A 13,490-nucleotide genomic window follows, 5' to 3' on the forward strand; every position below is an offset into this window, starting at 1 on the left:
ATCGATTTTAGAAAACGACTATCTCTGATAAACTCCATCACGTTTTAACCAGTAGGGAAGCGAGGTTAGATATGTCGTTAACGTCAATTTTTAGACGCATTGCATTTAGCTATTATGATTATTCATGTGAAGATATTGATATTGCAAATACTAAATTTGCAGTCATTCACATTCCAGATCAAATTGGTGATGCAATGGCTATTTACCCAATAATTAGATCGCTGGAATCACATAAAATAAAACATTTATTAATTGTCACATCTACAATTAATAAATCTGTTTTTGATGCGCTTCATCTTAAATACACCAAATTAACATTAGTCAGTATGACAATGCAGGACTATGCCAGCTTAAATGAAATAAAAAAACTGGCGAAAAGTATAAGAGAGCAACACGGTACACCAGATCTCTGTATTGAAGCGATGCGCAAGAAAAACTTGAAAACAATGCTATTCATAAGTCATTTAAAGGCGAAAACGAATTTACAAGTTGTGGGTTTAACGATGACATGTTATTCCCCATTATGTAAATCGGCATCAACAATGGATCAGTCTCTTCGAGCGCCAGTACCAATGACATGGGCTTTCATGATGCGAGAAGCAGGTTTCCCACCCGTCCCCCCTTTATTTGAATTACCGATCCACGAAGAGGTAATAGACGAGGTACATTATGAACTGGATCCATTGGGTTCTTACATCGCTCTTAATCTTGATGGCAGTGCCCAGGAAAGAACCTTTTCAGAAACAATAGCTCAAAAGCTAATAGCTATGATTAAAAATGAAACAAATATGCCAATTGTCATTGTTCATGGACCCAATGGTACTGAAAAAGCAGTAGAGCTAACCCAGTATTTTGACAATGTCTATCATTTATCGTTGGCTCCTTCAATAGCACGTTCTGCTGCCGTCATAAAAAATGCATTTCTCGCGATAACGCCAGATACCTCTATTTTGCATATGACAAGTGCTTATCATGTTCCTGTCATCGCCGTGTATGCCGATTATAAAACACGCTGGCCTGCAATGGCGGATATTTCAGAGACAATTGTAGTAGGGAAAGAGATTGATCGCATCAATCTGGATGAATTCAGAAACACGGTGAAAAGAATTATCGTAAAAATTCAATCCTGATGTAATTATCAGATTTAAGAGATTTTAGATATGTCTGTTATGATTTGGCGCTAAATAGCAAAAAGCCTGCTTAAAGCAGGCTTTTTTGAATTTGGCTCCTCTGACTGGACTCGAACCAGTGACATACGGATTAACAGTCCGCCGTTCTACCGACTGAACTACAGAGGAATCGTGAGAACGAGGCGAATATTACTGAGTGGTGCAGCGAGTGTCAACACTAAAATTCACAAGCCATTTCAATCGGTTAATTAAGCAACAAAATTGATATTTAATGAACATCTGGTGCTGAATATGCGTCCCTTTCATTAGCATTTCGCAGTCTTTGCAGTGGATCCTGCTGATAAAATTGGCAGAAACGTTGCCACAGCGAGGGGAAGCGAGGCGCAAAAAGCTCCGGAGCACTAAAAAAGTATTCGGAAAGCACGGCAAAACATTCGGCAGGATCACTGGCAGCATAAGCATCGATGCTGGAGGCATTCTCCCCCACTAACTCAATTTCTTCCTGAATGTTATCCATCGCAGCGTGAAGATCGTGTTCCCAGCCCGCGACTTCGCGTAAAGAAATAAAGGGGACGCCACTGGCGCGATCGCCATTTCGGGTGTCCAGTTTATGTGCAACTTCATGGATAATCAGATTAAATCCCGAGGCATCGAAAGAATCCTGTATATCGAGCCAATTCAGCACGATGGGACCTTGCTGCCAGCTTTGACCTGACTGAACAATACGTTGATTATGAACCAGCCCTATATCGTCTTCCCATTCATCGTCTACCACAAATGGTGCCGGGTAAATTAACACTTCATGAAATCCATCCAGCCATTCCAGTCCCAGTTCCATAACAGGTAAGCAAAACAGCAAGGCAATGCGACCACTTTTCAATGCATCAAGTTCAACGCCTTGTAAAGGAACCAGCCGTTTTTGTTGCAAAAAACGTTCAGCCAGAGTGACTAATTTGTTTTGCTCTTGCTCAGTCAAACATGTCAAAAGAGGTATCGCCAAAGCTTCCTTCCACGGAATTGCATCATCATGGGCGGTTTCTTGTACTTTCCAGGGCCACTTAATCATCGTTTTGCTCGCAAACTCGTCACTTGAACAAAATTGCACGGACAGAGACTGTTAAAATGCCAAATTTCCTGGCATCATGGCAACAATCTGAACGGAGAGATGCCGGAGCGGCTGAACGGACCGGTCTCGAAAACCGGAGTAGGGGCAACTCTACCGGGGGTTCAAATCCCCCTCTCTCCGCCAATCATTCAAACAGCTAGTCCGCCCCATGTCAGTGACACAAATCCCATTGAGAAAATTCGAAAAATTCATCCGCGAAAAATAACGCCTGTAAGTAACCTGCACTACTTTAGCAATCACATTTTTCTCGCTGTTTTTGAATTTCTAATACGCGCCTGAACCCACAATTCTGTTTCGTTTCCGCACATTACAGTGATGCCCCTACCCGTCCCCCATAGTCATTTTCTGACATAAAAACATTTGCAGATGCTCTCTGTCGCGGTAGTCTCATAAGGTTCGTTTATAGTTCGACGGCAATGTGAGTTACCTTTTCCATACTAATTATAAAAAGACAGTACAAATAGGAACATTATGGACTCCACGCTCATCTCCACGCGTCCCGATGAAGGCACGCTTTCGTTAAGTCGCGCCCGACGAGCTGCGTTAGGCAGTTTCGCCGGTGCCGTCGTCGACTGGTACGATTTTTTACTCTATGGCATTACCGCCGCACTGGTGTTTAATCGCGAGTTTTTCCCGCAAATAAGCCCGGCAATGGGAACGCTCGCCGCATTTGCTACTTTTGGGGTCGGTTTCCTTTTCCGTCCGCTCGGAGGTGTCATTTTCGGCCATTTTGGCGACCGTCTGGGACGTAAACGCATGTTAATGCTGACCGTCTGGATGATGGGCATCGCAACAGCTTTGATTGGTATTCTCCCTTCGTTTTCGACTATTGGCTGGTGGGCACCGATTTTATTGGTGACGCTGCGTGCCATTCAGGGTTTTGCCGTCGGCGGAGAGTGGGGAGGCGCTGCATTGCTGTCTGTTGAAAGCGCGCCGAAAAATAAAAAAGCCTTTTACAGCAGCGGCGTACAAGTTGGTTACGGTGTAGGGTTACTACTTTCAACCGGACTGGTTTCACTGATCAGCATGATGACTACTGATGAGCAGTTTTTGAGCTGGGGCTGGCGCATCCCTTTCCTGTTTAGCATCATACTGGTGCTGGGCGCATTGTGGGTGCGTAATGGCATGGAGGAGTCCGCTGAATTTGAACAACAGCAACATAATCAAGTGACCGCGCAAAAGCGTATCCCGGTTATCGAAGCCCTGTTACGACATCCCGGCGCTTTCCTGAAGATTATTGCACTACGCCTGTGCGAGTTGCTGACAATGTATATCGTTACCGCCTTTGCACTTAACTATTCAACCCAGAATATGGGGTTACCGCGCGAATTGTTCCTTAATATTGGTTTGCTGGTGGGTGGGTTAAGCTGTCTGACAATTCCCTGTTTTGCCTGGCTTGCCGACCGTTTTGGCCGCCGTAGGGTGTATATCACTGGCGCGTTAATTGGAGCGTTAAGCGCGTTTCCTTTCTTTATGGCGCTTGAGGCACAGTCCATTTTCTGGATTGTTTTCTTCTCCATTATGCTGGCGAACATTGCGCATGACATGGTGGTTTGTGTGCAACAACCGATGTTCACCGAGATGTTTGGTGCCAGTTATCGCTACAGCGGCGCGGGGGTCGGATACCAGGTTGCCAGTGTGGTAGGGGGTGGATTTACACCTTTTATTGCTGCAGCTCTCATTACTTATTTTGCTGGAGACTGGCATAGCGTCGCCATTTATTTGCTGGCAGGATGCCTGATTTCCGCAATAACTGCTTTGTTGATGAAAGACAATCAACGCGCCTGAGGGTCTGGCGAAGATCATTCGATCTTCGCCTTCCACTTTTGTTTCACATTCCTGTGACATACTATCGGAAACGCGGTAATTGTATGGAACAGGAGACACACATGAATAATAAGGGCTCCGGTCTGACCCCAGCTCAGGCACTGGATAAACTCGACGCGCTGTATGAGCAATCTGTAGTCGCTTTACGCAATGCCATTGGCAAATATATTAAAAGTGGCGAATTGCCTGATGAAAACGCCCGCAAACAAGGTCTTTTTGTCTATCCATCACTGACCGTGACCTGGGACGGCAGCACAACCAATCCCCCCAAAACACGCGCTTTCGGTCGCTTTACTCACGCTGGCAGCTATACCACCACCATCACACGCCCTGCTCTCTTTCGTTCGTATCTCAATGAACAACTTACTTTGTTGTATCAGGATTATGGCGCGCATATCTCCGTGCAACCGTCACAGCATGAAATCCCCTACCCCTATGTCATTGATGGCTCCGAGTTAACGCTTGATCGCTCAATGAGCGCCGGGCTAACGCGTTATTTCCCGACAACAGAGCTGGCACAAATTGGCGATGAAACTGCAGACGGCATTTATCATCCGGCGGAATTTTCTCCGTTATCGCATTTTGATGCACGCCGGGTAGATTTTTCCCTCGCGCGGTTACGCCATTATACCGGCACACCTGTCGAACATTTTCAGCCGTTCGTCTTGTTTACCAACTACACACGTTATGTGGATGAATTCGTTCGTTGGGGATGCAGCCAGATCCTTGATCCTGAAAGCCCTTATATTGCACTTTCTTGCGCTGGCGGGAACTGGATCACTGCCGAAACAGAAGCACCTGAAGAAGCAATTTCCGACCTCGCATGGAAAAAACACCAGATGCCCGCCTGGCATTTAATCACTATTGATGGTCAGGGCATCACTCTGGTGAATATTGGCGTGGGGCCGTCAAATGCAAAAACCATCTGTGATCATCTGGCGGTGCTACGTCCGGATGTCTGGTTAATGATTGGTCACTGCGGTGGATTACGTGAAAGCCAGTCTATTGGTGATTATGTACTTGCGCATGCTTATTTACGCGATGACCACGTTCTCGATGCGGTTCTGCCGCCCGATATTCCTATTCCCAGCATTGCTGAAGTGCAACGTGCGCTTTATGACGCGACCAAGCTGGTCAGCGGTAGACCGGGTGAGGAAGTTAAACAGCGGTTACGTACTGGCACTGTGGTAACCACAGATGACAGAAACTGGGAGCTGCGCTACTCGGCTTCTGCACTGCGTTTTAACTTAAGCCGGGCCGTGGCGATTGATATGGAAAGTGCAACCATTGCAGCACAAGGATATCGTTTCCGCGTGCCATACGGGACGCTACTGTGTGTTTCAGATAAGCCGTTGCATGGTGAGATTAAACTTCCCGGCCAGGCTAACCGTTTTTACGAAGGCGCTATTTCCGAGCACCTGCAAATTGGCATTCGGGCGATAGATTTGCTGCGCGCGGAAGGCGATCGACTGCATTCGCGTAAACTGCGAACCTTTAATGAGCCGCCGTTCCGGTAATGAGTTCAGATCCTTTGCGTCAGGAAAAAATGTGAAGGATTTGATAAGTAGCAAAGCAAAAAGCCCGCTATCAAAGCGGGCTTTTCAGAATTTGGCTCCTCTGACTGGACTCGAACCAGTGACATACGGATTAACAGTCCGCCGTTCTACCGACTGAACTACAGAGGAATCGTGAGAACGGGGCGAATATTAACTATGCCCATCCACAATGTCAAAGCCTGTTTTTTAATTTTGAAAGCGTTTGCTGAAATATTCTGCGTTTTGCCGTTTATTCCGACACAACTGGCTTTTTTTCACACTTTTTATGTTCAGCGCGAGGATATTTCCATAGCCAACGCCCGGTCACCATCCGCCAGTAAAACAGCACGGCACGCACGGCCCAGTCGGCAAACATCCCCATCCAGACGCCAACCACGCCCCAGTCAAGCATAATTCCCAGCGCATAACCCACAACCACGCGGCATCCCCACATGCTCAGCATAGAAACCCACATGGCGTAGCGTGCATCACGAGCACCTTTAAAACCAGCAGGTAACACCCATGAGGCGGACCAAATAGGCATAAACAAAGCGTTTAGCCAAATCAGAATCACAACGACATGTTTAACTTGTGGATCCTGGGTATAAAACGACGCCATAACTCCGGCAAAAGGGGCAGTCAACCAGGCTATTGCCGTTAGTCCAATAGTGGACAGCCAGAAAACATGCCGCAACTGAATTTCTGCTTGCGCTATCTGCCCTACCCCCAGTCTTCGACCGGTGATTATTGTGGAGGCTGAACCGAGTGCACTTCCTGGTAAATTGATAAGAGCCGCGATCGAAAAAGCGATAAAGTTCCCGGCAATAACGCTGGTTCCCATCCCGGCGACAAACATTTGTGTTAATAACCGGCCACTGGTAAATAATACAGATTCAACGCTCGCAGGAATACCGATCCCCATTACTTCCCAGATAATGCTGAAATTCAAAGGCTTAAAATAGCTCTTTAACGAGATCCGTAGCGCAGGGTTAAAACCAATCGCCAGTACCCACAAAATTGCAATTGCGCCAATATAACGGGAAATAGTTAATCCCAGCCCAGCCCCGACAAAACCCAATCCCTGCCAGGAAAAAAGACCGTAAATTAATATACCGCTAATAATAATATTAAGAATATTCAGGCTGCCGTTTATAAGCAGCGGTATTTTCGTATTCCCTGCACCGCGAAGTGCCCCACTGCCAATCAAGGTGATAGCCGCAGCAGGATAACTGATTACCGTTAGCTCCAGGTAAGTCAGCGCCAGTGCTTTCACTTCCGTCGAGGCATCACCTGCAACAAATTCGATAATGTGCTCGCCAAAATGATGAATAAGAACAGCCAACAGCACGGCAAACAACGTCATGATTACCAATGATTGCCGTGTCGCTACTCTGGCTCGCCGTCGATCACGTTTACCGAGACTAAATGCCACAACGACAGTAGTACCAAGATCGATAGCGGCAAAAAAGGCCATAATGACCATATTGAAGCTATCAGCCAACCCTACGCCCGCCATCGCATCTTTTCCCAGCCAACTGACCAGAAAAGTGCTCAGGACGCCCATCAACAGAACACAGGCATTCTCCATAAAGATAGGAACAGCAAGCGGAGTTATCTCACGCCAGAACAACACTTTGTAACTCTTGCGTTTTGCGTGCCAGCGAGTGTGGCGTAAAGCAGAGGAGATATTCAAAGCCGACCCTAATTGCAGAAAGTGAAACCACATTTCAAATAATGAGGGAGAATCAGCAAAGCTGCAAAGATTTTCGCTGTCAAATTGTCTGCAAATGCAACAAACTGTTGATAGAAACGGCAAACAGTTAGGTTTTTTAAAAATCGGGTTTGACAAAATATTTTTCGCCGTTAAGATGTGCCCCAACAGCGATTCCTCTGTAGTTCAGTCGGTAGAACGGCGGACTGTTAATCCGTATGTCACTGGTTCGAGTCCAGTCAGAGGAGCCAAATTTCTGAAAAGCCCGCTTTGATAGCGGGCTTTTTGTTATATCTGATAATCAATTACCTCTTCACTATTTTCCATCACCTGCCGCTTAATATCCTCAACCGACAATCCAGCGTTACACAGTTCCAGAAAGTGCCAGACGTAGTTACGCTGCAGTTGCCCTCGTTTCAGCCCCAACCAGACAGTATTGGCATCGAAAAGATGGCGAGTATCCAGACGAATTAAATTCTCTTCCTCTTGTTCACCGCTGGATTGTTCGGCTACTAATCCGATTCCCAGCCCAAGGGCGACGTAGGTTTTGATGACATCAGAATCCTGGGCGCTCAATACAATATCTGCCAGCAAACCTTTGCGGGTAAATGCATCATCAATACGCGAGCGGCCTGTAATCCCCTGCCGGTAAGTGATCAACGGCCACTTCGCTATTGATTCCAGCGTTAATGGCGTAATTTTTGTTAAAGGATGATTAACAGGAACAAGCAAACTATGATGCCAACGAAACCAGGGGAAGGCGACGAGTTGGAGGTCATTGCTCAAACGCTCACTGGCTATGCCAATATCAGCGCCGCCATTTTGTAGCAATGTGGCAATTTCCTGTGGCGTTCCCTGGATAAGCTCGAGTCGCACTTCCGGGAAAAGTTCGCGAAAGACTTTAATGACATCCGGCAAGCTGTAGCGAGCCTGAGTATGCGTCGTTGCGATAGTGAGTACGCCAGACGTATCGTTGGTAAACAGCTCGGCAAGCCGACGAACATTACTGGCTTCATTCAGAATACGTTCTGCAATAACCAGTAACGCTTTGCCCGGTTCAGTCATGCCAAGAAGCCGTTTGCCCCGACGAATGAATATTTCTATACCAAGTTCATCCTCCAGCTCTCGAATATGACGGCTGACACCAGACTGTGAGGTAAAGAGCATATTCGCGACCTCTGTCAGATTGTAATCCTGACGGGCAGCCTCGCGGATTATCTTTAGCTGTTGGAAATTCACGGTAAACTCCGGGCATATCAGACATCCACTATTGTTAGAGTCTAATGCCCGGCATAACAAATAATAAAAACCTGCATCTTATTCCATTCGGATATAACGTTTAGCTCACCAATTGCCATTGTCTTTTTTCCATAGCTGGATTACTAATCACTGACAACAGAAGCTCTTTCACTGCCTGCGCCTGTGGCGATAAATTCGATCTGGCGGGTAAATTTAATGACAATGAGAGACTCATTGAAGGTGTGGTAATACGTGACATCCAACCGTTAACAGCGTCACATAACGAACGCGCGGCCGATTCCGGCAATACTGCAACGCCCATACCGCTGGCAATCGCGGCGGTAAGTGTGGCGATAGACTCAATTTCACCGATAACTTTAGCTGTGAGTCGCCGTAGGGAAAAAGCCTCATCGACACGAAGTCTTACTGCACTGTAATCGCCGGGAAGGAAGAGGTTCATTTGCGCTATAGCATTAACATCAACGCTTTGCCCAGGACAATCCTGAGTACCGACAAGAAACAGATCTTCTTTTAACAAGGCCTGGCTGGATACGCCTGACACAGGGGAATGCTCGTAAATCACCGCCATATCAAGCTGACGATTAATAAGTTTATCATTAAGAACAGCACCACTATTTTCATGTAGATAGATAACCACCTCTGGAAATTCGGCTCGAACCGCCTGTAATAAGGGCATGGTGATAGATGACGCGGCGATCCCAGGCGCAAAGCCAATCGAAACTTGACCCGATAATGTCTGTCCTACGTTATGTACCGCCAGTTGGGCCTGTTCACACTGACGTAAAATTGCCCGCGCATGGGTGTAGAGAATTTTTCCGGCGTCTGTCGGTGTAACGCCTCGTTTTGTGCGAATCAAAAGTTGTTGATTCAGCTCTCCTTCCAGCGTAGCAACCTGCTGACTGAGCGCAGGCTGTGCTATATGCAATACTTCAGCAGCCCGGGTCAGGCTACCAATATCTACAATTTTTACGAAGTATTTCAGGCGTCTAAAGTTCATGGTGCCTCCGGTTTTTTAAAAGTCAGCCCAAGTGCCGACATTACTGCAACCAGATTGCAAGATACTTGCCAGTTTCATTTTTCCGCTGGTACTAAAGCTAATAGCCTGTCAAATAAGAGATTATGATTGTTTTGCCCTTGCTCTTTTTTACAGAACAAATGTCCCATGCCCCATGAAAGGGTGATATGCACCACGATGGAACATGATTAAAAAGATTGAAAGTTCATCGCTTTGTTGAAATTGGCAGCAAACGAACAAAAAAATGCATTTCCCCCTTTGACATCCCCAGGCCTCGCCATTAATATTCGCCCCGTTCTCACGATTCCTCTGTAGTTCAGTCGGTAGAACGGCGGACTGTTAATCCGTATGTCACTGGTTCGAGTCCAGTCAGAGGAGCCAAATTTTGAAAAGCCCGCTTTTAATGCGGGCTTTTTGCTATTCACTCGGCAGTTATTTTAAAACCTCTGCCTTGCGCCAGGATTAATTTGCACAGGCATTCCCGAGCGACGTTGCAACGCAGCATTTGCACGGTTTACATCAACTTCTTGCCCGTTGATAAACGCCCGCAAAGAAGGCGTTACCGGCAATGGCACTTTTCTGTCAGACTCATATTCTGCTCGATTGCGCGACAGCGGTTCATGAACTTCCAGCCACTTTGAACCATCCGGTTCCGTTGTGTATTTCACAGGCTGATCAATAATTTGCACACGCGTGCCTACCGGAACATTATCAAACAGATACTTGATATCGTCATTACGCAGACGAATACAGCCCTGACTCACCCGTAGGCCAATACCAAAATTGGCATTAGTACCGTGGATGGCATATAACCTGCCGATATAAATAGCGTACAACCCCATAGGATTATCGGGTCCGGCAGGGACAAACGCGGGCAGACTCTCCCCACGTTTCGCATATTCGCGGCGAGTGTTGGGAGTTGGCGTCCAGGTTGGCGCTTCTTGTTTTCGTTCAACGGCAGTCACCCAGTTACGCGGGGTTTCACGCCCGGCCTGACCGATCCCGATAGGAAAAACTTCTACAGTGTTACTGTCTGGCGGATAGTAATAAAGACGCATCTCAGCAACGTTAACGACTATCCCTTTACGTATAGTGTCGGGCAAAATCAGTTGCTGCGGAATGGTGAGTTGCGAGCCAGACTTCGGCAAGAAAACGTCAACGCCTGGATTCGCTTCCAACATATTACTCAGCCCTTGCCCGTACTGCGCAGCAAAAGTTTCAAGCGGCTGGATATTGCGATCGGGAACCGTAACCGTAAGAGACTGCCCCACTAAACGGCTACCCTCTGGAGGTAGTGGATAAGTTACCGCCAGACTATGATGGCTGGCAAAAAGCAGAACAAATGAACAAAGAATATTTACACGACGCATCATATCCCTTTCCTAAGTCGCGAAAGTTATCCAATAAGTATAGCTTTTGTCAGGCTTTCCGTTTTTAGCTGTTCAATCCAGAAGTTGTATTTCCGGGTAGAACAATATTACTGGCAGCAAGTTCGCCCATGCTGCTGTATATCGCACAAGCTGCTTCAACGATGGGCATCGCCAGTGCCGCGCCACTCCCCTCACCTAAGCGCATTTCCATATTGAGATAAGGCTCCATTCCCAAATGCGCCAGCGCAATACGCGCCCCTTTTTCTGCCGATAAGTGAGAAGGAATAAGATAAGGTTTAATAGCGGGTGACATCTGGCAGGCCGCAAGCGCGGCGGCATAAGATAGAAATCCATCCAGCAATACAGGTAAACCACAGGAGGCGGCACCTAACATCACGCCAGCCATTCCGACCAAATCAAACCCACCGACTTTTGCCAGTACATCAACACCATCCAGTGGATTCGGTTGATTCAACGTAATTGCCCGACGGACAACATTCACTTTATTAGCCAGTTTATCTGTTGGCAGGTTTGCACCAATACCCACCACAACTTCAGGATCATGTCCCGTCATAGCGCTAACTATCGCCGCTGCCGGAGTCGTGTTTGCCATCCCCAGTTCGCCCACACCAAACAGCGTTACGCCATTTTTCGCCAGTTCACGCGTATAACGGATGGTTTCCAGAAGCAACTCTTCAGCCTGGCAGCGGCTCATTGCCGGGCCTGAGGCGATGTTGCCACTACCTCGGGCGACACGCATGTTGATAAGTCCGGGGATTGGCTCTGCAGTATCTATCCCCACATCAATCACATGAACTTTAGCACCCGCTTGTGCTGCCAGCACACACACGCCTGTTGTTCCGCGTGTCATATTTTCAGCCTGAATGGCTGTCACCGCTTTCGGGGAAATAGCGACCCCCTCATCCCAGACGCCGTGATCGGCACACATGACCAGTACTGCTTTTTTGCCCACATGAGGTGTGCCATTCAGCCCCGGCATTCCCGCCAGTTGTATGGCAAGCGACTCCAGTCTTCCCAGACTACCGACGGGTTTTAGTAACCCGTCAATATACCGTTGTACGCGCGACATAGCGGCAGAATCGATAGCAGGGATTGTATTCAGTAAATCGACGAGTGTTTGCATGTCACTTCTCCTGGGTTATCTGTCTTACAGCAGCGCCAGCAGGAAAACCAGCTCACCAAGTTCAATGGCCGCTCCCAGCGTATCGCCGGTCTGCCCACCCAGAGTACGTTTGAGAAGCTGACCGAGGATGAAAATCACCACCATCGTCACCACCATAGCAGCAACACCGTGCATACCTGGCAATAATACGGCTGCAAAAATAACGGCTAAACCGAGGGTGACACAGGTTTGTCGTCCATCGATTTTACCAATAAACACATTGCCAAGCCCTTCTTCCCTGGCATAACGATGACGATACATTAATAACGCAGCGGCTCCGCGGCTGACCGCACACGCTGCTGCCAGAGATGCAAGGATCGGCTCACCACGTAATGCCAGCTCGCTTAACACCAGAATCTTTGCCAGCACAACAAAAATCAGTGCCAGACCGCCGTGGGTTCCTAAACGACTATCACGCATGATTTCCAACATGCGATCGCGGCTACGAGCAGAAAATACGCCATCACAGGTATCTGCAAGCCCATCCAGGTGGAATCCTCCGGTCATCAGCGCCAGAACCAGCACACTAAACAATGCCGCCAGCGGCACACCACACCATGCCTGCAACACCATGAAGACCAGTCCGCTAATAGCACCAAGTAATAAACCAATTAAAGGAAAAGTAATAATACCGCGAGAATAATGCTCAAAATCCAGCCCCTGGGACCAACGATGCGGTACAGGCAGACGCGTAATAAAAGAGAGCATCGCCCAAAATAATTTACTCATTTGATTTTTACTCCAATACCCGAAACCACCAGCCATACTTCATCTGCCGCAGCGGCCAGTTGCTGATTCACTCGCCCGGCAATATCACGAAAATGTCGCGCCAGGCGATTCTCCGGCACAATCCCCATTCCCACTTCATTGGTGACTACTACGACTTTTGCAGGGCAACATAGACAGGCGGCAATCAACGACTGAATCTCGTCATTAATCGCCAGCTCCAGCGCCATATAGTCCCATTCGTCAGGGTCTTTATCGCCGCCATATTCAAACAACAGATTAGTCACCATTGTCGTAATGCATTCCAGCAACACGGCGTGTTGCGGATTAATGTCCGCATTAATTAACTCATCAAGCTGTTGCCAGCGTTCCACTGTACGCCAGTGCACCGGGCGGCCTTGTCGATGATGCTCAATTCGTGCCGCCATCTCATCGTCAAGGATTTGCGAAGTGGCGATATACAGAACCTGTGGAGAATTCCCAATAAGCGCCTCAGCGTGCCGGCTTTTCCCGCTCCGTGCTCCACCCGTCACTAAAATCATCATACGGACTCCTGATTCAATTGTATGATGGTATTCATTGACCAGAACAATGGATACACCACCGT

At 47.7% G+C, this 13,490-nt stretch carries 11 protein-coding genes and 5 tRNA genes; 6 read left to right on the plus strand and 10 right to left on the minus strand.

All coding sequences use genetic code 11. From position 1 onward, the window contains the following. Nucleotides 1–71: 71 nt before the first annotated feature. On the plus strand, nucleotides 72–1,130 hold the full coding sequence (locus C7B16_RS04640; RefSeq protein WP_107179413.1) for a glycosyltransferase family 9 protein: 1,059 nt from the start codon (nucleotides 72–74) through the stop codon (nucleotides 1,128–1,130). Between the two features lie 92 nt (nucleotides 1,131–1,222). On the opposite strand, the gene C7B16_RS04645 is transcribed toward C7B16_RS04640, so the two are convergent. Next, a tRNA-Asn gene (locus C7B16_RS04645) sits at nucleotides 1,223–1,298 on the minus strand. A 100-nt stretch (nucleotides 1,299–1,398) separates the two neighbouring features. Next, nucleotides 1,399–2,196, minus strand: coding sequence for a DgsA anti-repressor MtfA (mtfA, locus tag C7B16_RS04650; RefSeq protein ID WP_001516583.1), 798 nt, complete (start codon nucleotides 2,194–2,196; stop codon nucleotides 1,399–1,401). Nucleotides 2,197–2,289: 93 nt separating this feature from the next. On the opposite strand from mtfA, the gene C7B16_RS04655 reads away from it, so the two are divergent. The 3 genes from C7B16_RS04655 to amn all read left to right on the plus strand — a co-directional run bounded on the left by C7B16_RS04655 (nucleotide 2,290) and on the right by amn (nucleotide 5,600). Then, a tRNA-Ser gene (locus C7B16_RS04655) sits at nucleotides 2,290–2,379 on the plus strand. Between the two features lie 348 nt (nucleotides 2,380–2,727). Next, nucleotides 2,728–4,044, plus strand: coding sequence for a shikimate transporter (gene shiA / locus C7B16_RS04660; protein WP_000378543.1), 1,317 nt, complete (start codon nucleotides 2,728–2,730; stop codon nucleotides 4,042–4,044). Nucleotides 4,045–4,145: 101 nt separating this feature from the next. Beyond that, nucleotides 4,146–5,600: an AMP nucleosidase gene (gene amn / locus C7B16_RS04665; protein WP_001060212.1), complete on the plus strand. Its 1,455-nt coding sequence runs from the start codon at nucleotides 4,146–4,148 to the stop codon at nucleotides 5,598–5,600. A 92-nt stretch (nucleotides 5,601–5,692) separates the two neighbouring features. Here the strand turns inward: amn and C7B16_RS04670 are convergent. Beyond that, nucleotides 5,693–5,768: transfer RNA gene (locus tag C7B16_RS04670), tRNA-Asn, on the minus strand. Nucleotides 5,769–5,868: 100 nt separating this feature from the next. Beyond that, on the minus strand, nucleotides 5,869–7,344 hold the full coding sequence (gene yeeO / locus C7B16_RS04675) for a toxic metabolite efflux MATE transporter YeeO (RefSeq protein ID WP_077627720.1): 1,476 nt from the start codon (nucleotides 7,342–7,344) through the stop codon (nucleotides 5,869–5,871). A gap of 160 nt (nucleotides 7,345–7,504) precedes the next feature. On the opposite strand from yeeO, the gene C7B16_RS04685 reads away from it, so the two are divergent. Next, nucleotides 7,505–7,580 (plus strand) — tRNA-Asn (locus C7B16_RS04685). Between the two features lie 37 nt (nucleotides 7,581–7,617). Here the strand turns inward: C7B16_RS04685 and cbl are convergent. Then, nucleotides 7,618–8,568, minus strand: a complete 951-nt coding sequence (gene cbl, locus C7B16_RS04690; RefSeq protein WP_001010989.1) for an HTH-type transcriptional regulator Cbl — start codon at nucleotides 8,566–8,568, stop codon at nucleotides 7,618–7,620. Between the two features lie 100 nt (nucleotides 8,569–8,668). Next, the gene (gene nac, locus C7B16_RS04695; RefSeq protein ID WP_107179414.1) at nucleotides 8,669–9,586 is read right to left on the minus strand and encodes a nitrogen assimilation transcriptional regulator NAC; all 918 of its coding nucleotides are present in this window, start codon (nucleotides 9,584–9,586) and stop codon (nucleotides 8,669–8,671) included. A 323-nt stretch (nucleotides 9,587–9,909) separates the two neighbouring features. Here nac and C7B16_RS04700 point away from each other — a divergent pair. Further along, nucleotides 9,910–9,985 (plus strand) — tRNA-Asn (locus tag C7B16_RS04700). Nucleotides 9,986–10,041: 56 nt separating this feature from the next. On the opposite strand, the gene ldtA is transcribed toward C7B16_RS04700, so the two are convergent. The 4 genes from ldtA to cobU all read right to left on the minus strand — a co-directional run bounded on the left by ldtA (nucleotide 10,042) and on the right by cobU (nucleotide 13,428). Further along, a complete protein-coding gene (gene ldtA / locus C7B16_RS04705) occupies nucleotides 10,042–10,977 on the minus strand; it encodes a L,D-transpeptidase (protein WP_000986354.1) in 936 nt (311 codons plus the stop codon). Between the two features lie 61 nt (nucleotides 10,978–11,038). After that, entirely contained in the window at nucleotides 11,039–12,118 is a 1,080-nt protein-coding gene (gene cobT / locus C7B16_RS04710) for a nicotinate-nucleotide--dimethylbenzimidazole phosphoribosyltransferase (protein WP_001194240.1), read from the minus strand. A gap of 24 nt (nucleotides 12,119–12,142) precedes the next feature. Continuing rightward, nucleotides 12,143–12,886: an adenosylcobinamide-GDP ribazoletransferase gene (gene cobS / locus C7B16_RS04715; RefSeq protein ID WP_001516588.1), complete on the minus strand. Its 744-nt coding sequence runs from the start codon at nucleotides 12,884–12,886 to the stop codon at nucleotides 12,143–12,145. Continuing rightward, nucleotides 12,883–13,428 carry a bifunctional adenosylcobinamide kinase/adenosylcobinamide-phosphate guanylyltransferase gene (cobU, locus tag C7B16_RS04720; RefSeq protein ID WP_000973182.1) on the minus strand — a complete coding sequence of 182 codons (546 nt, stop codon included), beginning with the start codon at nucleotides 13,426–13,428 and terminating at the stop codon, nucleotides 12,883–12,885. The genes cobS and cobU overlap by 4 nt, the downstream gene beginning before the upstream one ends. Nucleotides 13,429–13,490 lie beyond the last annotated feature (62 nt).

Source organism: Escherichia sp. 20412-1 (assembly GCF_003027595.1).
Lineage (GTDB): Bacteria > Pseudomonadota > Gammaproteobacteria > Enterobacterales > Enterobacteriaceae > Escherichia > Escherichia marmotae.

Bases quoted from the DNA above. Each gene is read 5' to 3' on its own strand.
- cobS (WP_001516588.1), bottom strand. From the start codon at position 12,886: ATGAGTAAATTATTTTGGGCGATGCTCTCTTTTATTACGCGTCTGCCT.
- C7B16_RS04640 (WP_107179413.1), top strand. From the start codon at position 72: ATGTCGTTAACGTCAATTTTTAGACGCATTGCATTTAGCTATTATGAT.
- yeeO (WP_077627720.1), bottom strand. From the start codon at position 7,344: ATGTGGTTTCACTTTCTGCAATTAGGGTCGGCTTTGAATATCTCCTCT.
- ldtA (WP_000986354.1), bottom strand. From the start codon at position 10,977: ATGATGCGTCGTGTAAATATTCTTTGTTCATTTGTTCTGCTTTTTGCC.
- shiA (WP_000378543.1), top strand. From the start codon at position 2,728: ATGGACTCCACGCTCATCTCCACGCGTCCCGATGAAGGCACGCTTTCG.
- cobU (WP_000973182.1), bottom strand. From the start codon at position 13,428: ATGATGATTTTAGTGACGGGTGGAGCACGGAGCGGGAAAAGCCGGCAC.
- amn (WP_001060212.1), top strand. From the start codon at position 4,146: ATGAATAATAAGGGCTCCGGTCTGACCCCAGCTCAGGCACTGGATAAA.
- nac (WP_107179414.1), bottom strand. From the start codon at position 9,586: ATGAACTTTAGACGCCTGAAATACTTCGTAAAAATTGTAGATATTGGT.
- mtfA (WP_001516583.1), bottom strand. From the start codon at position 2,196: ATGATTAAGTGGCCCTGGAAAGTACAAGAAACCGCCCATGATGATGCA.
- cobT (WP_001194240.1), bottom strand. From the start codon at position 12,118: ATGCAAACACTCGTCGATTTACTGAATACAATCCCTGCTATCGATTCT.